This window comes from Weeksella virosa DSM 16922, assembly GCF_000189415.1.
GTDB classification, from domain to species: domain Bacteria; phylum Bacteroidota; class Bacteroidia; order Flavobacteriales; family Weeksellaceae; genus Weeksella; species Weeksella virosa.
This window is the reverse complement of the sequence record NC_015144.1, coordinates 1362146-1387859: the sequence shown is the minus strand read 5'-3', so window position 1 is coordinate 1387859 and position 25714 is coordinate 1362146. Positions and strand designations below refer to the sequence as shown.

Genomic DNA, 25714 nt, shown 5'->3' with positions numbered 1-25714 from the left:
CTTCGAGATGCTTCTTATGTCATTTTGACACATCAAGTAACGAGTCAAGCAGCAGATAATCAATGCTTTATATTTAAAATATCTTATGCTTATAAAAAAATCCTTTACAAACAACATGAAAAAACGCCAATTTGGCATTAATTTTATTTTGGAATTTCCTTTGCAATACAACAAACAACAAAACACAAAAACATTTTACTTATGGATTTTAATCAATTTACTATAAAAGCTAGGGAGGCAATACAAAGCGCCCAACAATTGGCTGCTCAAAATAAAAATCAAGCCATTGAACCTGCACATTTATTAGCAGGGATGCTTGATGTAGACGAGAATGTTATTACTTATATTCTCGAGAAACAAAGTGCCAACGTAACTCGAATCACCGAATTACTCTACGAAGAAATAAAAAAATTTCCTCGTGTAGAAGGTGTACAGGGAATGCATTTATCTAATCAGAGTAATCAGATTTTGATTAACGCACAAAGTATTGCTAAAGAAATGAACGATGATTATATCTCGGTAGAACATTTACTTTTTGCTCTATTAGAAAACATTTCGACAACGAGTCAATTATTAAAAGATCAAGGAATTACATTAGATAACAGTAAAAAAATTGCAATAGAATTGAGAAAAGGAGAAAGAATCACATCAGAAAACGCAGAAGGAACGTACAACGCACTGAATAAGTACGCAAAAAACTTAACCGAATTAGCCAAAGAAGGAAAAATGGATCCTGTGATTGGTCGTGATGAAGAAATACGCCGAGTGTTGCAGATTTTGTCTCGTAGAACCAAAAACAACCCTATTCTTATTGGTGAACCAGGTGTTGGTAAAACTGCAATTGCTGAGGGAATTGCTCACAGAATTGTCGATGGCGATGTACCCGAAAACTTGCTCAACAAACATATTTTCTCGTTAGATATGGGAGCTTTAGTTGCCGGTGCAAAATACAAAGGTGAATTCGAAGAACGACTTAAGTCGGTTGTAAAAGAAGTATCCTCTTCTGATGGAGAAATCATTCTTTTTATTGATGAGATTCACACATTGGTTGGTGCCGGTGGTGGTGAAGGTGCAATGGATGCTGCTAACATCCTGAAACCTGCTCTTGCCCGTGGAGAGTTAAGAGCTATTGGTGCGACAACCCTCAACGAATACCAAAAATATTTCGAGAAAGATAAAGCACTCGAAAGACGCTTCCAGAAAGTTTTGGTAGATGAACCCGATGAAGAGTCTGCAATTTCTATCCTACGAGGCATTAAAGAAAAATATGAACAACATCACAAAATTGCCATCAAAGACGAAGCGATTATTGCGGCAGTAAAACTATCTACTCGTTATATTACTGATCGTTTCTTACCCGATAAAGCGATTGATTTGATGGATGAAGCAGCTTCTAAACTTCGAATGGAAATGAATTCTAAACCAGAAGAACTGGATAAATTAGACCGAAAAATCATCCAACTAGAAATTGAGATTGAAGCTATAAAAAAAGAAAATGACGAACGAAAACTCAACTTGCTAAAAGAAGAATTGAGCAATTTGCAAGACGAAAGAGCTCAATTAAACGCTAAATGGCAAGACGAAAAAGATAAAGCAGACGCTGCACAAAATATTCGTAAAGAGATTGATGACTTGAAAATCCAAATGGAACGTGCAAAACGCGAATATGATTATGCCAAAGCATCTAAAATCCAATTCGAAGATCTAAAAAATGCAGAAGTTCGTTTGGCTCAAGCCGAAGAAAACTTATCGAAAGATAAAAGCAATAAACTGGTAAAAGAATATGTAGATGCAGATGATATTGCAGAAGTAGTTTCGAAATGGACTGGTGTTCCTGCACAAAAAATGATGCAAAGTGAACGAGAAAAATTACTACATCTAGAAGCTGATTTGCACAAACGTGTAATAGGACAAGATGAAGCAATAGAAGCAGTAGCCGACGCAATTCGTCGATCTAGAGCAGGATTAAGCGACGAAGGTAAACCAATCGGATCTTTCTTATTCTTAGGATCAACAGGAGTTGGAAAAACCGAATTAGCCAAAGCTTTGGCAGAATATCTGTTCGATGACGAAAATGCCATGACCCGAATTGATATGTCAGAGTACCAAGAAAGACATTCGGTTTCTCGTTTGGTAGGTGCACCTCCAGGATATGTTGGGTATGATGAAGGAGGACAATTGACCGAGGCCGTACGTAGACGTCCGTACTCTGTTATCTTGTTGGATGAAATGGAAAAAGCACATCCCGATGTGTTTAATATCTTACTTCAAGTCTTGGATGATGGACGATTAACCGATAATAAAGGTCGTTATATCAACTTCAAAAACACAATTATCATCATGACATCGAATTTTGGTGCGCATACGATTCTCGAGCGTTTCGAAAATATTACAGACGAAAATGCTTCGACTGTTTATCAAGAAACTAAAGAGGTAGTTTTTGAAGAGTTGAAACAAGGTTTCCGACCAGAATTCTTGAATCGTATAGATGAAATCATCCTATTCAAACCACTAAGCGAAAATCAAATCAGTGGAATTGTTGGCTTATACATGGACAGCGTAGCTAGAAAGCTCGCTCAGCGAGATATAACCATAGACATTACACCAGAAGCAACTGCGTATTTAGCGCAAAAAGGATATAATCCTCAGTTTGGTGCACGTCCTCTAAAAAGAGTTATCCAACAAGATGTTCTCAACGAATTATCGAAAGAAATCTTAAAAGGAGAAATAAAAGATAATGATGCGGTATTGATTGATTACTTCGAAGAAAAACAGGGAGATAATAAGCTGGTTTTTAGAACCAATAAATAAGTTTCTTTTTCATAGTTTATATTTAGTTGGTTAGAACCCGTTAACTTTGGTTAACGGGTTTTTATTTTTTCTAGATGTCATTGCAAACTTTATAATGTTTCTACTCATGCAACACTACAGAAATGTAGGTTTTCTACAGTACAATCCATTTTGACATAAAAGATTGTTGAATGTTTTGTGTAATTAACGATCTAAAAAAAGGTATGAAATTCGGCTCAAAGCACAATAGAGATCAGACTTGAAAAAAACAAGCTTTGTTTAATAATCGATTACTTCGGCAACAACAAACGTACTCCCACCAATGTATATAAGATCCTTTGCATTGGCTTTTTCTTTAGCTGCTTGCAGCGCTTCTGCAATAGTTTGATAATAATTTGCTGATAAGTTTTTGGGGACAATTTTTTTTAGCTCTTCTATGTGTAGTTTTCTGGGCACATCGGGTTGAGAAAAATAATACTGAACATTTGCAGGGAAAAAATGTAAAATTTCTTTCACATCTTTATCACTCACAAAACCCATAACCAAATGTAACGAACTATAGTTTGTTTGCTGTAGTTGCTTAGTAACTTCTTTCAGGCCATGAGGATTATGGGCAGTATCGGCAACAATCATGGGATTTTTTAGTTGTAGAACATCCCAGCGCCCACGCAAATGTGTATTTTCTCTTACATGCAACAAGCCTCTTTCCAGCGCACTATCTGATACCGAAATACCCAATTTCTTGAGTTGATTAAAAACAGTTACCACGGTCTGAATATTTTTTTGCTGATAAATTCCTTTCAAATCTGATTGAAAATCGTGTGCTTTTTGCTCTTGTGCAAAGATAATTTCTGCATTGTTTCTTTGGGCAAATTCAACGAATATTGGTTTCGTTTCTGGCTCGTATTCTCCGATTACAACAGGAGTATTGGGTTTAATAATCCCTGCTTTTTCTGCCGCAATTTTTGCCAAAGTACTCCCCAAGAATTGCGTATGATCCAAACCAATATTGGTAATGACAGATAAAATTGGTTGAACGATATTGGTAGAGTCTAACCGTCCTCCTAAACCAGTTTCTATCACTGCAATATGCACATTTTCTTGTGCAAAATAAGTAAAAGCCATCGCTATAGCAATCTCAAAAAAAGAAGCATTGATTGATGTAATAAGCTCTTCATTTTGTTCGATAAAATCTACCACAAATTGCTCGGTGCATATTTCTCCGTTGACACGAATTCTTTCTCGAAAATCTTTCAAATGAGGAGAAGTCGTAAGTCCTACCTTGTACCCTGATTCTTGCAACACAGACGCCAACATATGACATGTACTTCCTTTACCATTTGTTCCTGCAACATGAATTATTTTATAATTCTCTTGAGGGTTATTCAACGCTAAACAAAGCGTTCGTATATTGCCTAGATCTTTCTTATAAGCAGACTGCCCAACACGTTGAAACATTGGTAAATTAGCAAACAACCATTCTACAGCTTCGGTATAGGTTCTTTTCATTATAGTACAAGGTTTTGTAGTTATTTATTCGATTTTTATTGTTCTTTTCATCGTACAAATATACGAAAACAAGCCTTTATGTTTTCTAGTATCAGAGGAGGATCAAGAGTAAATTACACCACTCGAATGATCAATATTTGCTCCTGTTACGCTCGACAAGCAATTCACTTTCCCTTCTAATTTCATCCAACCTAAATATGCAAAAATCAACGCTTCTTTGTAATCGATTATCTTTTTTTCTGGTAAGATAAAATTAGTAGACGATGAAGTTTGTAACAACTCAACAAAAAAAGTATTCAAAGCTCCACCTCCTGTCAACAATACACTAGAGAAAGAGTTTTCTTGGGTTATATGTACAATTTGTTCTGCTACGTGAACCGAAAAAGTATGCAAAAAATCGGGAACAGATAATGCATATCGCTCGAAGATTGGGAAATACCAAGCAATAAGATTTTCGTAGCCTAAGGACTTTGGATAGGTTTGTTGATAATAGGCTAATTGATTGAGCTCTGATAACATAGACGGTTCTATTTTACCTGTTGAGGCTAAACGACCATTTTCATCGAAATTGTAATTCAATTGCTGTGCAAAATAATTGAGAACTGTATTGAAGGGCGAAATATCGAAAGCAACTCGTTGTTGATTTTTCTGAAAAGAGATATTCGAAAATCCACCTAAGTTGAGGCAAGCATCATATTCTGAAAATAAATTCATATCACCGAAAGGCACTAAAGGTGCACCTTGACCACCTAAAATTACATCTTGTGAGCGGAAATCGCATACGACCGGACAATCGAGAAAAGATTTTATAGAAGCACCGTGACCAATCTGTAGGGTAAAATTTCTATTGGGCTGATGAAACACTGTGTGCCCATGCGAGGCAACAAAATCCAACTCTTCGATAGCGTGAAACTGAATAAATTCCTTTATTTTATTTCCCAAAAAGTAGCCGTAAACAACATCAAAAGCCTGCAAATCTTCGGCAGAAAAGTTCTTGCACTTTTTTAGTTGTTCTTGCATTTCTTGCTCATAAAGAATTGTTTGTGCATACAAAATCTCGAATGTTTTATAATCATCAAATCGAACATAGCAAACATCCAAACCGTCTAACGAAGTACCCGACATTAGACCAATCCCAAAAACCTTCTTTTTCATCGAATAAATTTACAAATATTTCTTTTCAATCTTTTTGGTATTTCCTCCTACAAAAAACTTACAAAAGCGTTGATTATATTTCTACCTGCAACCATCTTTTTCCATCGAAAGTTTATTATATTTGAGAAAATTTACAAACACAAACATGGCAAAAGATATTATTTTCGATTTGATCGAAGAAGAAAAAGAAAGACAATTAAATGGACTCGAGCTTATCGCTTCTGAAAATTTTGTTTCGGACAATGTGATGAGAGCAATGGGTTCTGTGCTTACCAATAAATATGCAGAAGGTTATCCCGGAAAGCGATATTATGGAGGATGCGAAGTGGTGGACCAAATAGAGCAATTGGCGATTGATCGTATAAAAAAACTTTTCAATGCAGCTTATGCAAATGTTCAACCGCACTCTGGTTCGCAAGCCAATGCTGCGGTATATTTAGCATGTTTGAAACCTGGAGATAAAATTCTTGGCTTTGATTTATCGCACGGTGGACACTTGACGCATGGTTCCCCGGTGAATTTTTCGGGTATAAATTATCAAACAGCATTTTATGGAGTTGATAAAGAAACCGGAAGAATCGATTATGATGCAATGTTAGAAAAGGCTCGAGAACATAAACCAAAATTAATTATTTGTGGTGCTTCTGCTTATTCTCGAGATATCGATTATGCAAAATTTAGAGAAGCTGCAGATGAAGTTGGCGCCTTACTTTTGGCAGATATATCGCATCCGGCTGGGTTAATTGCTCGTGGGATTTTGAATGATCCAATGCCGCATTGCCATATTGTAACTACAACAACACACAAAACCCTACGAGGACCTCGTGGTGGTATAATTCTTATGGGGAAAGACTTCGAAAATCCATGGGGTGAAAAAACTCCTAAAGGAGAAATAAAAATGATGTCTCAGATCTTGAATTCTGCTGTTTTCCCTGGTACACAAGGGGGGCCGCTAGAACATGTAATTGCTGCCAAAGCAGTAGCTTTTGAAGAGGCCTTGTCGGATGAATATATGGATTATGTGGTACAAGTAGTAAAAAATGCAAAAGCTTTGGCAGAAGCATTACTCAAACGTGATTATCACATTGTTTCTGACGGAACAGACAACCACTGTATGCTGATTGACTTACGCAATAAAAATATCACTGGTAAACAAGCCGAAAATGCTTTGGTAAAAGCAGAAATTACGTGCAACAAAAATATGGTTCCGTTTGATGACAAATCACCCTTCATAACATCGGGTATCCGTTTAGGCACTGCTGCGATTACAACAAGAGGACTAAAAGAGGGGGACATGGAAGTTGTTGCTGGTTTTATAGATGATGTTTTGATGAATATGGACGACGAGGATAAAATAGAAGTAATTGCTGATAAAGTGAACAAATTTATGAGTGATCGTCCTTTGTTTAAATTATAATTGATGTTACGATACAGAGAAAATCTCGGGGTTTCGACTTCGAGATTTTTTTGTGCTGCCAATATACTCTGATTATGGAGTATGCGATTTGCTAAAAAAAAGACATTGCAATTGCAATGTCTTTTTTATTAATTTATATACTACCAATTGATTATTTCAATTTCTTTTTCACTTCTACGGTTTCGTACGCTTCGATAATATCTCCGATCACTATATCGTTAAAATTCTTGATATTCAAACCACACTCGTATCCTTTCGAAACTTCTTTCACATCATCTTTGAAACGTTTCAGTGAAGCTAACTCTCCTTCATGGATTACAACACCGTCTCGGATAACTCTAATTTTAGATGTACGATAGATTTTTCCATCCAACACCATACATCCTGCAATAGTTCCTACTTTAGTTACTTTAAAAGTCTCGCGAACTTCTACGTTACCGGTAATTTGTTCTTTTAGTTCTGGAGAAAGCATTCCCTCCATTGCCTCTTTCACATCGTTAATTGCGTCGTAGATGATTGAATATGTTCTAATTTCTATTTCTTCTCTATCAGCAATTTCACGAGCAGTAACAGCTGGCCGAACATTGAAACCAATGATAATTGCATCTGATGCACTTGCCAACATAATATCCGATTCGGTAATTTGCCCTACTCCTTTTAAGATAATGTTAACTTCGATTTCTTCCGTCGAAAGTTTCTGCAATGAGTCTGTTAGTGCTTCTACAGATCCATCCACATCACCTTTAAGAATTACATTTAATTGCTGGAATCCACCCAAGGCAATTCGTCTACCGATATCTCCTAAAGTAACACGTTTTTGCGTACGGATAGCAAGCTCTCTTTGTAGCTGTTCTCTACGGCTTGCGATTTGTTTAGCTTCGCGCTCATCTTCATAAACTCTAAACTTATCACCTGCGGTCGGTGCTCCGGACAAACCAAGTATAGTTACTGGTGTAGAAGGGCCTGCTTCTTTAACAGGACGTCCTCGTTCATCGAGCATTGCTCTCACTTTTCCGTGATCGTAACCTGCTAAAATATAATCACCAACACGCAATGTACCTGTTTGTACTAGAATTGTAGTAACATAGCCTCGTCCTTTGTCTAAGGAAGCTTCTACTACAGTTCCTGATGCTAAACGGTTCGGGTTTGCTTTAAGTTCTAATATTTCTGCCTCTAGCAATACTTTTTCTAATAAGTCATCCATCCCGATCCCTTGTTTTGCAGAGATTTCTTGGGATTGGAAGCTACCTCCCCAATCTTCGACCAATAAGTTCATTTGTGCCAATTGCTCTTTTACTTTCTCGGGGTTGGCTGTAGGTTTATCTACTTTATTGATAGCGAAAACAATCGGAACTCCCGCAGCTTGTGCATGCGAAATTGCTTCTTTCGTTTGCGGCATCACCTGATCATCTGCGGCAATTACAATAATTGCAATATCGGTTACCTGAGCACCACGTGCACGCATGGCTGTGAAGGCCTCGTGACCCGGTGTGTCTAAGAAAGTAACACGTTTACCGTTACTAAGCTTTACATTATATGCTCCAATGTGCTGAGTAATACCTCCAGATTCACCTGCAATTACATTGGTCTTACGAACATAATCTAGTAATGAAGTTTTACCATGGTCTACGTGTCCCATTACCGTTACAATCGGAGCACGAGTTACTAAATCTTCCTCATTGTCTTCAATCTCTTCTTCGAGATTTAGTTCTTCTTCTGCTGTAGTGAAGATTACATCGAAACCAAAATCATCTGCCACTAATTGTATGGTATCAGCTTCTAAACGCTGATTCATAGTTACCATGATTCCTAAAGACATGCAGGCAGCAATAACTTCTGTTACTGCAACATCCATAAGCGACGCCAATTCATTTACCGTTACAAATTCGGTTACATGAAGTGACTTGTCTGTTGCCATTGCTTCTTCATGTTGTTCTGCAAGCTCACGACGTTCTTTACGTTTATCTCTTCTATGTTTTGCCCCTCGTGAGCCTTTACTTTTATTAGTAAGTTTATCGAGCGTGTCTTTAATTTGTTTTTTAACTTCTTCCTCGCTTAACTCTACTTGTGGTGCACGGTTTCTATCGTTTCGTCTGTTATTCGAACGACTTCCACCTGCCTGACGACTGTCGCGGTTAGTATTGTTTTGATTGGTACGATTTTGATTGGTGCGATTGCTATTACTATTTCCAGAAGTTTTATTATCTGTCGCTTTAACATCTTCGGGTCTTACTCCTTTTCGGATTCGCTTTCTTTTCTGACGACTATTTGTGTCACCTTTTTTATCGTCTTTTCTCTTTTCACGGTCAAATTGCGATAAATCAATTTTCTGTCCCGTAAAACTTGGACCATCTAATTTCGTATAAACGGTTTTAATTTTATCGGTTTTTGGGCTTTCTGCTGCAGTTGTTTCTTGCACTTCCTGCTGAACTTTCGGTTCTTCTTTTTTTGGTTTTTCTTCCACAACCTTTTTTTCTTCTTTTTTCGGTTCTTCTGCTTTTGTTTTCTTCACTGGTGCAGGTTCTTCTTTTTTCTTAGAAGATTTCGGTTCGAATTGTTCCAAATCAATCGTTTTGATAACTTTTGGTTGAGGCAACTCGACAGTTTCACTCACCACTTTAGCGGTTGGTTTTTCTTCTACAACCTCTTCTTTTGCTTTCGGTGTTTCTTCTGTTTTTGGTGTCTCCTCAGTTTTTGGCTTTTTCACCTGAAGTGCATCCAAATCTATTTTCCCTACTGCTTTTGGCCCAGAAAGCTCAACTTTATTTGTTGCGATTTTTCCCATTTTAGGGGTTTCTGCTTTAGCGATAGGCTTGGCTACAGGTTTTTTTTCTACCAGCTTTTTATCGGCAATTTTATTCAAGACAACTTCTTCGGATGCTGCTTTTTGTTTTGCATCCGACCGGAATTCATTGACCAAAATATCGTAGGCCGGCATCTCTAATTTGGTATTGGGATTTTTCTCTACAGAAATCCCTTTCTCTCCCAAAAAGTCGATGGCACGATCTATTGAGATATTCAATTCTTTTAATACTTTACTTAATCTAATTGTTTCCGGCATATTAAAGCTGTCTGTTTTTTTCGTTTGCAAATGTACAAATCTTTATTTAAAATCTTATTGTCTAATCTTCAAACTCTTCTTTTAGAATACGAATCACATCTTCGATGGTTTCCTCTTCTAAGTCAGTTCTCTTAATTAAATCGTTAACATCTTGCTCGAGTACAGACTTCGCTGTGTCTAATCCTATCGCTTTGAAAGCTTCGATTACCCACTGATCAATCTCGTCTGAAAACTCGGTAAGCTCTACATCTTCATCTTGTATACCTTCACGGAATATATCGATCTCCATGTCTAGTAAACGAGAGGCTAATTTCACATTATACCCACCTTTCCCAATTGCTTTAGAAACTTCTTCGGGCTTAACGTGAACCAATATCTTATGGTTTTCTTCATCAATTTCTGCGCTAGAGATTTTTGCTGGACTCAATGCGCGTGCTATATACAAGTTAAGGTTTGTAGTGTAGTTAATTACATCGATATTCTCGTTACGCAATTCGCGAACAATTGAGTGAATTCTCGACCCTTTCATCCCCACGCATGCTCCTACTGGATCAATACGGTCATCGTATGACTCTACAGCTACTTTGGCTTTTTCTCCTGGGATACGAACAACTTTCTTGATAGTAATCAAACCGTCGAAAATTTCTGGAATCTCTTGTTCGAATAATTTTTCTAAGAATTTCGGTGCGGTTCTAGACAAAACGATTTGAGGTTTTGCTCCTCGTAATACCACCTCATCAACAATTGCACGAACGGTTTCTCCTTTTCTGAAAAAGTCTGATGGAATCTGATTTTCCTTAGGAAGAATCATTTCATTTTGTTCGTCATCCATAATAATAATATGCTTATGACGAATATGATGAACTTCTCCCGAAACAATTTCACCTTCTAATTCTTTGAATTTATCATATAAATTAGCGTTATCATGCTCCATTATTTTGGCCGATAAAGTCTGACGCAATGTTAGGATAGCACGTCGACCTAGGTTCTCGATAGGAATAAGTTCTGACACCTCTTCCCCAATCTCGAAGTCGGGCTCAATTTTTCGAGCTTCTGATAATTCGATTTCTGCACTATCATCTTCAGAGAAACCATCTTCTACTACAATTCTATTGTGCCAGATTTCTAAATCTCCTTTGTCTGGATTTACAATAATATCAAAATTATCATCCGATCCATATTTTTTTCTCAACACCACTTGCAAAGCTTCTTCTATGATAGCCATAAGGGTGATACGATCGATGTTTTTATCATCTTTAAAATCGCCAAACGATTCAATTAATGCAAGATTATCCATTCTGTATTGCTCTTATTTTATTGAAAGTTTACTACGATTACGGCTTTTTGTATCGTATCGTAGTGAAACTCTTCTTGATGTTCTACGGTTATTTTTCCTTTACCTACAGGCTTGGGCTCTCTCGTTTCCCAAAACAATTCTACAGCTTCTTCATTGGCTTCTACAATCTCCCCCTCAAGAACCTTACCATCTATGAGAGTTATAGAGATTTGACGACCAATATTTTTTTTATATTGACGTGGCATTGATAATGGAGTAGACAAACCAGGCGAGGAAACCTCTAATGCAAAATCGCATTCTTCACGGTTTAGATTATGCTCTACATGTCGGCTAATCCGTACGATTTCTTCGATTGGCAAACCTTGATCTCCATCGGCTAAAATGAAAATTTTATTGTCGGGCGTTACCTTCCAATCTACTAAAAAAAGAGTCGGATTTTCTTCTATCGCCTCGTCTATCAATCGTTTTACTTTTGCTATATCCATATACAACGAAAAAGAGAGCTTAATATAGCCCTCCTCCTTTTAGATTCACTCAATATAAATGCAAATATACAACTTTTTTATATTATATACACTTTTTTAAAAAAACTAAAAACTATAGACATTGGTAATATCTAAGATATAGATTGCAATAAAAATTAGCGTTAGAATAATATCGTAGCCAGTTGTTAATAAAAATCCTATAAAAGTAGCTACAGCAGCTCTAAAAGCTCTTTTCTGATCTTGCATATTGTACAGAAGCTCCCCAAAGAAAGCTCCTAAAAAAGGACCGATTAGGAAACCAAACGGCGGAAAAAATAATCCTGCAACCAGACCAACAATTGATCCATATATGCCATATCTAGAACCACCCATTTTTTTGGTCATATAGATGGGTAAAAGATAATCGAGCAGTGCACCAATCAGAACAAAAAGACCTGCCACTATTAGCAATCCCCATCCAAATGTACTATCTGCACTAAACTTGAAAACCAACAATCCAATCAGGGCTAAGGGTGCGCCGGGCAAAACTGGTAAAACTGTCCCTAGCAGTCCTACAAAAAGCAAAATACCACTGATGATATTGAGTACTGAATCGTCCATAATTTGGATAAATAATTTCGTATTAACTTAGCACTTTGTAACTTTACCAAAAGTAACTTGACGAATATATGAAGTATTTGTTGTATCAAAAATCTTTTTATCAAGAATTTACAGAGGCGGTAGAATTGTTTTTTACGGAACATTTTCGGGTAGACTTTTCGGTGAGTCTTGTCACTTTCTTACGTGTTTTTTTCTTAGTTGCTCTTCTTTTCCTGGTAGCTTATTTACTGAAGCTAGCGGTGATCCCGTTATTGAACAAAATCGTATCCAAAACAGAAACCGTTTGGCTCTCTGCTCTTATGCGCAACAAGGTTATTATTACAGTTTTGTATACAATTCCGTTGAGTTTAGCTTTTAATTTTAATATGCTTCTGTTCGAAAAACAAGTTACGTTCTTCAACTTTAGCGAGAAGGTAATCAAGTTGTGTTTTGTAATCCTTTTTACTCAAATCATCTTTCGGATTATCAACACCGTAACCGACGTTTATCGTCAAGAAAATAGCTATACCACCGTTGGGATAAGAACTTTCGGGCAATTAATAAAAATGTTCATTACGTTTTTTGCTATTATTTCGGGTATCATGATTCTTTTTACAGTAGAAACCAAGACCATTATTACCATTCTCGGGGCGATGACTGCGGCGGTAATTTTGATTTTTCGCGATGCGATTTTGGGCTTTGTGTCAGGTTTGCAAATTTCATATTCTCGCTCGGTAAAAGAAGGTGATTGGATTACGATTGACAAGGGAAAAGTTGATGGAATTGTACGAGAAATCAATATAAACTTGGTAAAAATTGAGAAGTTCGACAAATCAATTGTTACCGTACCTACGTCTGATTTGGTCTTATCTCAGGTGATAAATCATATGCCCATGATGAATTCTGGCACCAGAAAAATCCAGCGTTCTATTGCTTTCAATGTCAATTCTTTTAAGTTTTGCAAAGAGGAAATGCTTGCTGAGTTTGAAAAAATTCATCTGATCAAAGACTTTATAATCGAAAAAAGAAATCAAATCAGCCAACACAATATTGCTATTCCTCATACCGAAATCGATATTAATGGCCGACAATTAACCAATATAGGTGTTTTTCGAGCATATGTAGAACATTATTTACGCAACAACCCAAACATTTCGCAAATCGACCCTATTGTAGTGAAACAATTACCGGTTACCCCTCACGGAATGCCGCTTGAGATCAATTGTTTTGCAAAATCATCTGATAATTTAGAGTTTGAAAATATCCAAGCCGATATATTTGATCATTTACTCACTGCATGCAGAAAATTTCATTTAGAAGTAATGCAATCGATTACGCTTGGCGATATAAAAAATAATCTTTCATCATGACAAAATTAAGTGTAAACATCAATAAAATAGCCACGATTCGTAATGCTCGTGGCGGAAACATGCCGAATGTTGTGGAAGCAGCTATAAAAATTCAACAATTTGGTGGACAAGGAATTACTGTCCATCCAAGACCAGACGAACGACATATTCGCTACCAAGATGTTTTGGATCTGCAACCAATTATCACCACAGAGTTTAATATAGAAGGAAAACCAATTGATAGGTTTATGGATCTGGTTCTGCAAGTGAAACCCGAACAAGTGACGCTTGTACCAGACGCTGAAGATGCGATAACCTCTAATGCTGGCTGGGATACGATAAAACATTTTGATTATTTATCTGAAGTGATAGACGTCTTGAAAAAAGCAGGTATCCGAACCTCTATTTTTTTAGACCCCAACCCAAAACTTATCGATAGCGCAGCCAAAACAGGTACAGACCGTATAGAATTGTATACCGAAGAATTTGCTACGGAGTACGCAAAAGGTAATTTAGATTGTATCCACCCTTACAGAGAAACTGCACTTCTTGCCATAAAAAACGGATTAGCAGTAAATGCTGGTCATGATTTGAGCTTGGACAATATCCAATATTTTATAGAACAAATACCACAAATCGAAGAAGTTTCTATAGGGCATGCCTTGATTTCTGAAGCTTTATATATGGGCTTAGAAAACACAGTACAATGTTATCTAAGAAAAATAGAAATAGCTCAATTAACGACCAAAAAAGAATAAAAAAATGGAGCAAATATTAAACAGTAGAATTATAGGAGAACATCCAGAGCATCTACTCATAATTCATGGACTTTTCGGACAATTAGACAACTGGAACACCCTTGGCAAAGAATATGCAAAATACTATACAACGCATCTAATAGACCTTAGAAACCACGGAAGAAGTTTTCATTCGACCGATATGAGTTATGATGCCATGATACAAGACCTGCTTACCTATATGGCTCATTATAACATAGAAAAAGTGCATCTTTTGGGGCACTCACTTGGTGGACGTTTGGCAATCGATATGGCCATGAATTATGCAACAAAAATCAACAAACTAATTGTTGCCGACATGTCTCCGAAAGCTTATCCTCCGCATCACAACATGATTTTCAAAGCACTCAACTCGGTAGATTTCTCTAAGGCAAAAACTCGACAAGATGTCGACGAAATGCTAAAAACATATATACCAGAAATGAGTATTCGACAATTCCTTTTGAAGAATGTTTACCATAACGGGAACGGCTATGCCTTTCGTTTCAACTTACCCGCTTTGTATCGCGAATACAATAATTTGGTAGGAAAAGATTTATCAGATGGTGAATTTAACGGGCCAACCTTATTTTTAGGGGGCGAAAAATCCGATTACATTTTACCGGAAGATGATTTTATTATTCGAAAAAGATTTCCGCACGCTGAGATTGATTATGTTTCGAATGCTGGACATTGGTTACACGCCGAAAACCCCAAAGAGTTTATGCAAAAAACACTAACTTTTTTACTAAAATAATCTAAAATACTAACCATACAACTTCTTTCCTTTTTGTCGGGTAAAAACAATGTGAAAGAAGTTTTTTATCAATACACTTTTGTATATGAAGAAAATTTACGCAATCGCTTTTTGCATTATAGCCAACTACATTTTCGCTCAAGAAACCATTTCATTCGAGTCCTCTGAAGGTTTTACACTTGGTAACCTCCACAACCAAAACGGATGGCAGGTAACTGATTCTGACGGGACACCTATCAACAATCAACTCATTAGTAATGAATTAGCATTCGATGGTGAGTACGCACTGAAAAATGGTTTTGATGATGCATATGGTTTTCAATGGTTTCCGATTTTCGGAGCAACCAAAACATTTGATACGCCTTATGATTTCACCGATGGATTCAGTATTTCTTATAAAGTTTATCCTACCGAGGGCAATAAGTCTAATTTCGAATTTACAGGCTTTGGTATAAAAGACGATGAGTATGTCGCTGTATTCGGTTTGGCTTTCGATAACAATGGTACCGCATATGTGTATACCACAGAAGATTATCGCTCTACCCGAATTAGTAATTTTAGCTGGACTCCAAAAAAATGGTATTCGGTGCGTGTAGAGATAGATCCAGAAACTATAAAATACTGGGTAGATGATAGTTTAATTTTCACTGGAGAGAACTTTTCCAAAACACAAATTGTCGGGCTCAATATGGTTCATGACAACTTTGGTGGTGATGCGTATTATGATTTGATAAAAATCAACGAAGAAAAACTTTCTACTTCTGATACAAAAACAGCAGTTTTTAAACTCTATCCAAATCCTGTTGAAAAAGAATTTTTGATTGATTTGCCGAACCAAGAGCAAATAAAATCAATTACTATTTATGAGCTGTCGGGTAAAAAAATCCTCGAAACGACCCAAAAAAAGGTGTTCGTTCAACAGCTCAGCAAAGGAGTTTATCTGATAAAGATCGAAACCGAAAAGGGAAAATCTTACTCAAAAAAATTCATCAAAAAATAAATTTAAAGCGACGATTTGTCGCTTTTTTTTATCAAAAAACCTCACTCAATCGTTCGATAATTGATGATTTTGATTGGTAAATATTGATTGGGTAGAATTTCGGTTTCAGAATAAAACAAAATCTCTACCTCATCAACTTCCATTGTACAAATATAATCCCGACCCTGATAATGTACCTTGGTTACGGTTCCGTATATATCGCTCGCATCATCCAAAACCACCTCTTCGGGATATATCACCAAATCGTTTTCTGCATCAATCATCAGCGCAGCAGCTTTTTCTTTTGGGATAAGCGCCACATACCCGAAAAGCTGAGCAACATAAGCAGATTTCGGAAAGTTACGAACATTCTTCACTGCTCCTATTTGTACTATTTGTCCGTCTTTCAGAACCAAAATCTGGTCCGATGAATAGAAAGCATCACTCAAATCATGTGTGGTAAAAATAAGACTCATTTTGTGTTCTTTGCAAAAAGCATAAATCCGTTCTCTGATTTTTATTTTCAGGTGTTGATCGATATTGGAAAAAGGCTCATCGAGTAGCAACAATTCTGGACGCAAAGCTAAAGCTCTCGCAATGGCGACACGTTGTCGTTGACCTCCGCTAAGATACTTGGGGTGTACTGCTTTATAGGCTTGCATTTCTACAGCCTCCAAAGCTTGATCTATAATTTGATGTTTTTTTGGTAAATCGAAATTAGAGATATAGTACCCTACATTTTCTCCTACCGATACAAAATCAATCAAATCAAAATCTTGAGCAACATATTTCATCATTGAGTGCCCGGGAATCAAATTGTAACTTGGCCCTTTGAGTAATACCCCATTCCATTCTATTTTTTGCATTTTATGGTTATAATCCAACAAACCATAAATCAATCGGATTAATGTCGATTTTCCACTACCACTTTCTCCGATTATCGCTAAAGTTTCACCTTTCTCTACACGAAAGTTTATATTTTTTAGAAAAAATTTTTCAGATTCTTGATACTGATAGGATAGAGACTCTACGATTAACATAAGCGAGTTTGACACTATTTTTTTGAATTATTGATTCGGTCATATAGTATAATTATAAATATATTGACTTAAATCAAACATATTTACAATTAATAATTGTAAATTTGCAAAGAATTTATAAAATTTATTTAAATCCATGAAAAAAGTAATTTTAAGTTTCTCGTTACTATCAATTTTTGCCTTAACATCTTGCGGAGGAAAAACCGAAACCGTGGATGCAAATGAGCCAACTGAAACAGCATTAGCTACTGAAGGTTCGGTAAATTATATGGTAGATGCTGAAAGTTCTATCAACTGGAAAGGAGGAAAAAGATTCGAAGATATAAACAAGCCAGAAGAAGGACATGTTGGTTTTGTAAAACTTTCTTCGGGAGAGGTTCACATGAAGGATGGAGTTCTAGAATCAGGTAAATTTATTGCAGATTTCAACACATTCGAGTCAACCGATTTAAATGATAGTCCAGAAGACAAAGCAAAATTAGATGGCCACTTGAAGTCTGCTGATTTTTTAGATGTAGAAAAATTCCCGAATGCAACGTTCGAGATTACAACCGTTAAACCTTTGACAGAGGGTGATTTCAATACTGAGATTTCTGGAAACTTGGATTTCCGTGGTACTCCAAAAAACATCACTTTCCGTGCGAATGTTACTGTAGATGGAGATAAGGTAACAATCAAATCAGAAGAGTTTGCAATCAACCGTCAAGACTTCGGAATTACTTTCACAGGTGGTGCTGGATCAATCATCAAAGATGAAGTAATTTTACAAGCAGATATTGTTGCGACACAAGTGAAATAATTTTTTGTCAATTACTTATAATTGAAAGGTCGAAATATAGAATTTCGGCCTTTTTTATTTTCTTTTATAAAAATCATGTTTTAGGTTATGAAAATTTCAAAGTCTTAATTATATTCGTACCAATAAAACTATTCAGAATAACTCATGAACACCATCAAAGTCTTCCATCCAGAAGAAACTTTTGTTTACCACATCAACAAAAACCTTTGTAAAGTTGTCTATCAGGGCAATAAAACTTGTTTATTAATCGAGATTCATACCAACGATGATCTAGAACATGTAGAAGGCGATTCTTTGCAAAACGACTTTGCTCAACTATCTCTCTTCATTGATGATTTTCCGATTAATGTAAGCACTGCCGAGCAACTAAACGGAAAAAAAGTAGAAATTCCTTTTGGCTTTGAAGAGGTTGAGGATGAAGATGGGGAAATACACGAGGTTTATTACACTTCACTCAATGCTTCGGAAGATGAATATGAAACGGTGAAGAATGAACTAGTTTTCAGCAAAAATAATCAAGGAATTTTATCTTTAAACTGGACGGGCTATGTACAAGATTATACCGGGCAAACAAACGATGACGTGAAATTTGTCATCCAAACACTGTTCGAGGATTTTGATTTTGAAGATGATGATTTTTTTTAATTAATATTGATAAAAAATTCCGCTAAGAGAAATTCTTAGTGGAATTTTTTTTATGTAAATTTTATGCGGTTTTTACTTTCAGAAAATACCAACATAAAGTTGCCCAACCAATCATCATAAATAAACCACCCAAGGGGGTTATCGGTCCTAGCCACCTTAAATTCACTCCCCAATAATCTGCAAATGACAGCAAATAAATACTAACCGAAAAAATAAAAGTACCGGCTATCCACGACCATACGATTGTTTTCTCCAAGCCAGAATTCATCTGGAAATATAGGCCAACCGCTAAAATTGCTAAGGCGTGATACATTTGATATTTCACTCCTACCTCGAAGCTTGCTAGCTTCTCGTCTGTTAACAACTTCTTGAAGGCATGCGCACCAAAGGCACCCAAAATCACCGAAGACAGACCATAAACAGCGGCAATAAACAACACAATTTGTTTCATTTTTGTTCTATTTTAGTTTTATTCTTTCTTTTTACCTGCTACGAAATCCTTCAAATAAAAAGGTTCAAAATATGCAACATCTTCAAACTCTTGACGATTGAATTTTTCTGCAGCCATTTTACTCATTGCTTTTGCTGTTGGAAAAGCCTCCACAAAGTCTGCATTAAGAGTCTGTAATATCTCTTTTGTTTTCATAGCTCCATCGCCTATTAGCAAAAGTTTTTTATTGGATAGATCTCGAAAAGAGTCTTCGTCGATTATTTTGGCTTCTGTAGGAGTAAGTGCTTTTGCATCTGAAGAAAAGATTGCGGTGTAAACCTCCATACGGCGAGCATCAATCATCGGAATTATAAGATCACAATCTGCCCCCTGAAATGCATTGGCCAAAACTTGTAAAGAATTTATCGATATCAATGGAACTCCTAACGAAAAAGCAAGACCTTTTGCTGCCGAAACTCCTATTCGTAATCCTGTGTAAGAACCGGGCCCTTTCGATACACATACTCCATCTATCTCTTGCAATGTATATGGCGTTCCTTCTATCGCCCATTGAATAAATTGATGCAATTTTTCGCCATGCACATATCCGTCACTATTTTCATCGATCGAAGCAATCGTATGCCCGTCTTTGGATAAGGCAACCGAGCAGTTCTTGGTAGAGGTTTCTATCTGTAATAATAAAGCCATTCTACAAGTTTGGTTTTTATGTAGTATAAAGCGATTCCAAAACTCTCACAAAAATAAATTGCTTTGAGAGTTTGAAACTGCAATAATTTTCTTCAAGGATTATCCCTTTATTTTTGATAAATGTGCATAATTTTCTGCAAATTCTATGATAGCGTTCGAAACATCTTGATCGCTAGTAGCCCGCTCATACGAAGTTGCCATTGAAATAAAAATCTGGTGAAAAAAACGTTTCATATCGTCTTGTGTCATATCTTTTGTCCACAAATCAATACGCAAAGCTTCTTTTGCTTTATCATCCCAAACCGACAAAAAAACAGCCTTGGTTTCTTCATTGGATATACCTCCATCTTTCGCTGTCCAATGCATTTGTTCTGGGATGTGATTCTCGTCTAATTCTATTTCGATATTAATATTTGTTTTCTTCATAATTTCTCTATTTATAATTTTATTTACTATTCTGCATAATGGTATAATTCATCAACTCCTTCTTTTTTTTCGGTTCGATAGGATTGAACTTCTGTTTTAGAAGGCTTGTATTTTGATTGTCTGAAAATTTTCTCACTATCTATATCATTGATCAATTCGGGAAGTGTAATCGAAGGATTTTCGCGGAGGTATTTTCTCAAAATCTGCCAGCCAATCCAAGCACCAATCCTCCCAGGAGATTCTTGCTCTATCTCGTTGTTGAATTTCGAAAAAGGGCTTACTTGTAGGAAACGATCATACAAGGTTTTATCATTCTTGAAAACAAAGTTTTGTTCTACAAAAAAATTCCAAATATTTCCTTCATTTTGTATACTCCACTCAATTTCTTGAGGTGTATAACCGATCTTGAATTCATCGGCTTCGTCAGGAATCAGTGCATCTGCCAAAATTAGTTTTTTCCCTTCATACAGCATTAGATCTAAAAAAGTCTGTTTTTTCGGATCGAATGGTACAATATTTTCTCCTATTGCACGAACAATTTGCGCACGAACATGTCCTCTATCCATAGAAGTGCGGAGATAAGAATATACTTTTATACTATCATATAGTGGACTTTTCTCACCCAAAAAGCCATCCATTGCTACAAACATTTTTTGCGCTTCTTCACTGTATATTACGGGCTCGTAAACACCCTGCAACCCTGATGAGTATACAAAAACAGTTGGAGCTTTCGTTTGAGGGAAGTAATGCAAATAACGAGAGAATAAGGGATTGATTTCTCGACCAAATTCTGGCAAACCTCCAAAAGCTTCTAAACTTTTGTGATAAATCGAGAGCTCTTTTGGGTCTCTGCGTTGGGCTTCCCAAATAGAGTCAGATGAATTATCGAAGAAAAAAGGGTAATCTGCTTTTAACGTTGATAAAGGAATTTCAACATTGAAAAAGTTTTTGCTAATATCGTGAATCACTACCTCAACTTTATGATCAGGCGTGATATTCCAACGATTAACATTATTTTTTTTGCATCCCAAAAGAAGCAAACATAGAAAACCAATTGCTACTATTCGTCCCATTTTCTTTTACTTGTAGTTACAAAAATAAGACATTTCTTGGTAGGAAAAAGATTTGCATAAAATTATAAAGGAATCCTTGCTCCGACAGGATATTCGCACAAATGACCATCTTCACCATGGGGAGGATTTATCCGTGTATCACCTTCTGGCTCTACGGTTACAGAAGAATTGGGTGCAAACGGATTGTTGGGGTTGTATTGAGGTGTTGTCGATGTATTTGTATTTTGTACCGGCATATCCAAAGGTGCTCCTACCGGAATATCGCAACGGTGGTTCGGTTGTCCATGCTCAGGATTTAGGGCAACTTCTGTAGAAGACGTTGTTATTTGTGTTGTTGTTTCTATTTCCGTCCTAGGCTCCTCCACTGCCACTGTTTTGGCTTCTTTACATCCAACTAAAAAACCGATAAATAAGATTGAAAAAATGAATATCCTCATTGTTAGTGATTATTTTTTAGAGATAAACATAAGTCTTTTTTTATGATATCGAACTATAAAAAGGTTCCTTTTTGATTATCTTTGAAAAAAAGATAAACTATGCAAACTGCTAAAGTAGTCGATTATTTAGTGGATTGGCTCAGAACCTATTTAGAGAATTCTCATCAAGAAGGTTATATAATTGGTATTTCTGGTGGGATAGACTCTGCAGTAACTTCTTCGCTGTGTGCCATGACTGGCTATCCACTTCTCTGCCTAGAAATGCCTATCCATCAAGAAGAGTCGCAAGTTCAACGGGCCAGCATCCATATCGAATGGTTGAAAGAAAAATTTGATATAATTTCTTCTCTCAAGGTAGATCTCACTACTACTTTCGATGAATTTCGTTCTGCGGTTCCACAAGACGAAAATCATCCTCAATTAGCGTTAACCTTAGCCAATACGCGTGCAAGATTACGCATGACTACTTTGTATTATTTTGCTGGTCTAAACAGATATTTGGTAGCAGGAACGGGTAACAAAATAGAAGATTTCGGAGTTGGATTTTTCACAAAATATGGTGATGGCGGTGTAGATGTGAGTCCGATTGCCGATTTACTAAAGTCACAAGTGTACGAAATTGCTGCTTTCCTAGGTATTGATGAGAGCATTAGGATTGCAAAACCTACCGATGGGCTTTTTGGCGATGATCGTTCTGATGAAGATCAACTGGGGGCTAATTATGATGAATTAGAATGGGCAATGAAAATGCATGATTTAGCGAAAAAAGCAGATGATTTTACCGGCAGAGAAAAAGAGGTTTTCGAAATTTATAGTCGACTCAACCGAATCAATCAGCACAAAATTCAACCAATCCCAATTGCAAAAATACCAAAAGAATTGTTGAGCTAGTCTCAACAATCCTTTTTTTTACCTTTTTTATTATCTAGATTTCCCTAAACGATCGACAACATATTCCACTTTTGTTTTACCATGCGGAATCGGTTTTCCGTTAGCATCGAGATTTACCATCGTGATATTCTCTACTGTAATTATGGTTTGATGTGTCATTTTATTTCTCACCTCACATTTCAGCACCAGAGATGTTCGCCCGAACTTAACCACTTCTAATCCGATCTCGATAATATCACCTTGTTTAGCCGATGCCTGAAAGTTGATTTCTGACATGTATTTGGTTACGACATGTGAATTCTCTAATTGTATAATCGAATACAAAGCAGCCTCTTCATCTATCCAAGCCAATAATCGACCTCCGAAAAGAGATTTATTCGGATTCAAATCCTCGGGCTTCACCCATTTTCTTGTATGAAATTTCATTATTCTATTATTATTTCGTTAGCGGCCATTTCGTTTGCATCGGTTATAAACTGTACTAGATTTAGGGCGTATTTCCCATCTAAAATAGAAGGTTTATTTTCTGTCAATGCTTCAACAATTTCGTTCATCGCATTGGGATGAAAATTCTTCTGTTCGGTAGTTAGTTTATCCGAACAACACAAATGTTTGAGATCTGCATACAATAATTTATTAAGGTATTGGTCGCCTATCTTTATAGTCCCTTTTTCGGCAATAATTGTTATCGTACTTTCGAAGTTTTTGTTAAAAGTTGCGGTTGTGTACACCATATGACCATGGGCAGAATCGGCCTTAAATTCTAGCTTACCACTATCACCAAATTCTGTAATTCCCTGATGATTAAAGTTATATTGCACAGAGCTTAGGCATTTTACATCGTCGAACCAAAAATTCATGATATCTATAAAATGCGAAAATTGTGTAAACAATACGCCTCCGTCCATCTCTTCACTTCCGTGCCAATCTCGTAGTTTATAATAGTTTTTATTTCGATTCCAGAAGCATTGGATATTCACCATATATATTTCACCCAAAGCTTTCTGATCTAATGCATTTTTCACATATTGTACAACGGGTGAAAAACGTAATTGCATGGATGAAAAAACTCGTTTATTGTTTTCTTCTGCCGTGGCTAAAATTGCTTTTGCATTTTCTATATCAAGCGCCATTGGCTTTTCTATTAGTACATTTTTCCCGGCTTGCAAACAACTAATTGCATGAATATGATGCATTCCGTTGGGAGTAGCAATTACAACGACGTTGGTCTCGGTATCGTTCTCTAAAAAGTGTTCTAGAGAAGTGTAATAATCGATATTGGCTGTGCTTTCTTCTAATATCGGTTCTACGAGATCGATAATTGCCACTAATTTTGCACCCACGGTTTCTTTAATTGCCTGATAATGAACTTTACCGATATGCCCGAATCCTAGTATAGAAAATTTTATCATTTTTTTATTTTACCACAAAAGGTAGTTCTATTTAATTATTTTTTCTAAGATTTTTTGTGTAATGAGATAGGTTGGCTTCACTCCTGTAAGGCCTAATCCTCCAGAAGCCAGAGTGCTACCGGTCTCTAGTGGGTTATCGGATGCATAATAGGCATATTGCACTTTTACATCTTCATCGATATGGTGACGTATTTTCGAAGCTATTTGAATAGCTTTTTGATAATGTGCCCCTTCCATTTCTAGCCCGATTGCATCCCAAGATGAATTCTTGAAATATTCTAGAACATCTTTATTTTGTAGAGAGGTTCCCAAAACAGAAATCATCGTACCCTCATACACTCCTAATCTGCTTCCTTTAAAATCTTCTAGGGACAATTCATTTTTAAATGGGTAATTATCGGTTGTACCTTCGAATACATGGGCGGTAGGAATCATTATATCTCCTTTTGTGCCGTCTAAAATTCCGGCTTTTCCCATAATCGAAACCGATTTTACATTCATCTTGAAATGTGTTTTTCCGGTTTTATATGGTTTAAGTAATTCATCCATCGCTTCGAAGGCTTGCTCTCCAAAAGCATAATCCATCACAATCAACACATCTTTACTTGTATCTTGAGCATATGAAAAAGCTGAATTCTTAAAATCTACTTTCTCTAGATCGATAATTTGCACATCGATATTGGTCCCTGATTGATCTTTTATCGCGATAAGACCATTTTCTTGTGAGAACCGATTTATTTCTTCACGCATGATTTTGTTCTTCTCAGCAGAAATTTCTTTGAAAAGATCCAAATCAGTTTTTGGCGAATAAGTTGTTCCTAATGCATCGAATGCGTATAGAGTATTCATCACAGAGTGCATATTTGCACTTATGATATGAAGGTTTTTCTCGTGAAGGTTATTTTTTAGCAAGTTTTTTTTGATTTCATTCGCCCAGGATTCTCCGATCATATGATGGCCGATTGATTCGCGTAAAGTTGAAGTAAAAATAATCTCTCGTTTTTTTACTCCCAACTCATCCTGCTGACTGGTTTTACCCATCCAATAAACAATCTTGAAAAACTTTTCTTTATCGTTTGGTTCGCTAAAATATTTATGTACAGCTTGTGTTTCCTCGAATGTTCTTCCTAAGATGGTTGCTAAGTGCATCAGAGAAATTTCTCTTTCTTTTCTATTAAGCTCTACATTATTAAGAGCAATATTTTCTATTTGCTCCCAAATTCGATGCTTATTGAGCGAAGTATTGTTAAATGCACGATTGGCAATTTTATCGGCTTCATTGTACAAAAACGTTAAATGTGTAAGAATATCGTATACCTCTGATCGGCCACGTGTAATCTCGATATTCATCTGATCATCATCGATACGATAACAAAAACGCCTTCTTTTCTTTGGGATTATCGGTGTAAAAATAGAACGATCGTACCCTTCATCAGCTGTGAAATTAACAAATGGTGTTTCTACGATTCCTTCTGGTAATCGATCGAGAACGTATATCAAACCATTGAGTTCTACTTTCTCTGGATCAGTCATTGTACCATATATTTCCGGATTTATTTCGTACAATAAACCTCGCAATATATTACCTGGTTTCCCAGAAACTCGATAAACGCCACGATGAAATAAGTGACGCATAGATATATAAATTCGCTCGATCGCGTTCGTTGATCTTCTTGCTCTTGATATCGACATATTATTA

The 25714-nt window shown here is 36.4% G+C and carries 24 protein-coding genes; 9 read left to right on the top strand and 15 right to left on the bottom strand.

The genetic code is table 11. The features are described 5' to 3' along the window. Positions 1–201 precede the first annotated feature (201 nt). Positions 202–2811, top strand: coding sequence for an ATP-dependent chaperone ClpB (gene clpB, locus WEEVI_RS06730; RefSeq protein WP_013598400.1), 2610 nt, complete (start codon positions 202–204; stop codon positions 2809–2811). A gap of 258 nt (positions 2812–3069) precedes the next feature. Here the strand turns inward: clpB and WEEVI_RS06725 are convergent, their stop codons facing one another. Together WEEVI_RS06725 and WEEVI_RS06720 are read right to left on the bottom strand one after the other, a co-directional pair. Then, positions 3070–4299, bottom strand: a complete 1230-nt coding sequence (locus WEEVI_RS06725) for a bifunctional folylpolyglutamate synthase/dihydrofolate synthase (protein WP_013598399.1) — start codon at positions 4297–4299, stop codon at positions 3070–3072. A gap of 102 nt (positions 4300–4401) precedes the next feature. After that, a complete protein-coding gene (locus WEEVI_RS06720; protein WP_013598398.1) occupies positions 4402–5454 on the bottom strand; it encodes an anhydro-N-acetylmuramic acid kinase in 1053 nt (350 codons plus the stop codon). Positions 5455–5599: 145 nt separating this feature from the next. Here WEEVI_RS06720 and glyA point away from each other — a divergent pair, with 145 nt between their 5' ends. Beyond that, positions 5600–6871: a serine hydroxymethyltransferase gene (gene glyA / locus WEEVI_RS06715; RefSeq protein ID WP_013598397.1), complete on the top strand. Its 1272-nt coding sequence runs from the start codon at positions 5600–5602 to the stop codon at positions 6869–6871. A 151-nt stretch (positions 6872–7022) separates the two neighbouring features. On the opposite strand, the gene infB is transcribed toward glyA, so the two are convergent. From infB to WEEVI_RS06695, 4 genes are all read right to left on the bottom strand, one after another. Continuing rightward, positions 7023–9932, bottom strand: coding sequence for a translation initiation factor IF-2 (infB, locus tag WEEVI_RS06710; protein ID WP_013598396.1), 2910 nt, complete (start codon positions 9930–9932; stop codon positions 7023–7025). 61 nt (positions 9933–9993) lie between these two features. Next, positions 9994–11229, bottom strand: a complete 1236-nt coding sequence (gene nusA, locus WEEVI_RS06705) for a transcription termination factor NusA (RefSeq protein ID WP_013598395.1) — start codon at positions 11227–11229, stop codon at positions 9994–9996. Between the two features lie 17 nt (positions 11230–11246). Then, positions 11247–11714, bottom strand: a complete 468-nt coding sequence (rimP, locus tag WEEVI_RS06700; RefSeq protein ID WP_013598394.1) for a ribosome assembly cofactor RimP — start codon at positions 11712–11714, stop codon at positions 11247–11249. A gap of 105 nt (positions 11715–11819) precedes the next feature. Next, positions 11820–12314, bottom strand: a complete 495-nt coding sequence (locus WEEVI_RS06695) for a DUF456 domain-containing protein (RefSeq protein WP_013598393.1) — start codon at positions 12312–12314, stop codon at positions 11820–11822. 68 nt (positions 12315–12382) lie between these two features. Between WEEVI_RS06695 and WEEVI_RS06690 the strand changes: the two genes are divergently transcribed. The 4 genes from WEEVI_RS06690 to WEEVI_RS06675 all read left to right on the top strand — a co-directional run bounded on the left by WEEVI_RS06690 (position 12383) and on the right by WEEVI_RS06675 (position 16175). Continuing rightward, complete coding sequence (locus WEEVI_RS06690; RefSeq protein ID WP_013598392.1) at positions 12383–13663, top strand: mechanosensitive ion channel family protein; 1281 nt, start codon at positions 12383–12385, stop codon at positions 13661–13663. Beyond that, positions 13660–14400, top strand: a complete 741-nt coding sequence (locus WEEVI_RS06685) for a pyridoxine 5'-phosphate synthase (RefSeq protein ID WP_013598391.1) — start codon at positions 13660–13662, stop codon at positions 14398–14400. The genes WEEVI_RS06690 and WEEVI_RS06685 overlap by 4 nt, the downstream gene beginning before the upstream one ends. A 4-nt stretch (positions 14401–14404) precedes the next feature. After that, positions 14405–15175 (top strand): alpha/beta fold hydrolase, encoded by a 771-nt coding sequence (locus WEEVI_RS06680; RefSeq protein ID WP_013598390.1) that lies wholly within the window; start codon positions 14405–14407, stop codon positions 15173–15175. Between the two features lie 85 nt (positions 15176–15260). Continuing rightward, positions 15261–16175 (top strand): T9SS type A sorting domain-containing protein, encoded by a 915-nt coding sequence (locus WEEVI_RS06675; RefSeq protein ID WP_013598389.1) that lies wholly within the window; start codon positions 15261–15263, stop codon positions 16173–16175. A 41-nt stretch (positions 16176–16216) separates the two neighbouring features. On the opposite strand, the gene WEEVI_RS06670 is transcribed toward WEEVI_RS06675, so the two are convergent. Continuing rightward, on the bottom strand, positions 16217–17209 hold the full coding sequence (locus tag WEEVI_RS06670; RefSeq protein WP_126414851.1) for an ABC transporter ATP-binding protein: 993 nt from the start codon (positions 17207–17209) through the stop codon (positions 16217–16219). Between the two features lie 121 nt (positions 17210–17330). Here WEEVI_RS06670 and WEEVI_RS06665 point away from each other — a divergent pair, with 121 nt between their 5' ends. Together WEEVI_RS06665 and WEEVI_RS06660 are read left to right on the top strand one after the other, a co-directional pair. Further along, positions 17331–17993, top strand: coding sequence for a YceI family protein (locus WEEVI_RS06665; protein ID WP_013598387.1), 663 nt, complete (start codon positions 17331–17333; stop codon positions 17991–17993). Positions 17994–18137: 144 nt separating this feature from the next. Further along, complete coding sequence (locus tag WEEVI_RS06660) at positions 18138–18638, top strand: hypothetical protein (RefSeq protein ID WP_013598386.1); 501 nt, start codon at positions 18138–18140, stop codon at positions 18636–18638. A gap of 61 nt (positions 18639–18699) precedes the next feature. Here WEEVI_RS06660 and WEEVI_RS06655 read toward each other — a convergent pair whose 3' ends face one another. From WEEVI_RS06655 to WEEVI_RS06635, 5 genes are all read right to left on the bottom strand, one after another. Continuing rightward, positions 18700–19089, bottom strand: a complete 390-nt coding sequence (locus WEEVI_RS06655; protein WP_013598385.1) for a DUF423 domain-containing protein — start codon at positions 19087–19089, stop codon at positions 18700–18702. Positions 19090–19107: 18 nt separating this feature from the next. After that, entirely contained in the window at positions 19108–19776 is a 669-nt protein-coding gene (gene tsaB / locus WEEVI_RS06650; protein ID WP_013598384.1) for a tRNA (adenosine(37)-N6)-threonylcarbamoyltransferase complex dimerization subunit type 1 TsaB, read from the bottom strand. Positions 19777–19875: 99 nt separating this feature from the next. Next, a complete protein-coding gene (gldC, locus tag WEEVI_RS06645; RefSeq protein ID WP_013598383.1) occupies positions 19876–20202 on the bottom strand; it encodes a gliding motility protein GldC in 327 nt (108 codons plus the stop codon). A gap of 26 nt (positions 20203–20228) precedes the next feature. Then, complete coding sequence (gldB, locus tag WEEVI_RS06640; protein WP_013598382.1) at positions 20229–21275, bottom strand: gliding motility lipoprotein GldB; 1047 nt, start codon at positions 21273–21275, stop codon at positions 20229–20231. A 62-nt stretch (positions 21276–21337) separates the two neighbouring features. Beyond that, positions 21338–21712: a hypothetical protein gene (locus WEEVI_RS06635; protein WP_013598381.1), complete on the bottom strand. Its 375-nt coding sequence runs from the start codon at positions 21710–21712 to the stop codon at positions 21338–21340. A 99-nt stretch (positions 21713–21811) separates the two neighbouring features. Here WEEVI_RS06635 and nadE point away from each other — a divergent pair, with 99 nt between their 5' ends. Next, entirely contained in the window at positions 21812–22603 is a 792-nt protein-coding gene (gene nadE / locus WEEVI_RS06630; RefSeq protein ID WP_013598380.1) for an NAD(+) synthase, read from the top strand. A gap of 30 nt (positions 22604–22633) precedes the next feature. On the opposite strand, the gene WEEVI_RS06625 is transcribed toward nadE, so the two are convergent. The 3 genes from WEEVI_RS06625 to WEEVI_RS06615 are packed head-to-tail and all read right to left on the bottom strand — an operon-like array spanning position 22634 to position 25707. Next, positions 22634–23029: an acyl-CoA thioesterase gene (locus WEEVI_RS06625; RefSeq protein ID WP_013598379.1), complete on the bottom strand. Its 396-nt coding sequence runs from the start codon at positions 23027–23029 to the stop codon at positions 22634–22636. Continuing rightward, a complete protein-coding gene (locus WEEVI_RS06620; protein ID WP_013598378.1) occupies positions 23029–24015 on the bottom strand; it encodes a Gfo/Idh/MocA family protein in 987 nt (328 codons plus the stop codon). Before WEEVI_RS06620 ends, WEEVI_RS06625 begins: the two co-directional genes overlap by 1 nt. Before the next feature lie 27 nt (positions 24016–24042). Beyond that, positions 24043–25707, bottom strand: coding sequence for a DUF6909 family protein (locus tag WEEVI_RS06615; RefSeq protein ID WP_013598377.1), 1665 nt, complete (start codon positions 25705–25707; stop codon positions 24043–24045). Positions 25708–25714 lie beyond the last annotated feature (7 nt).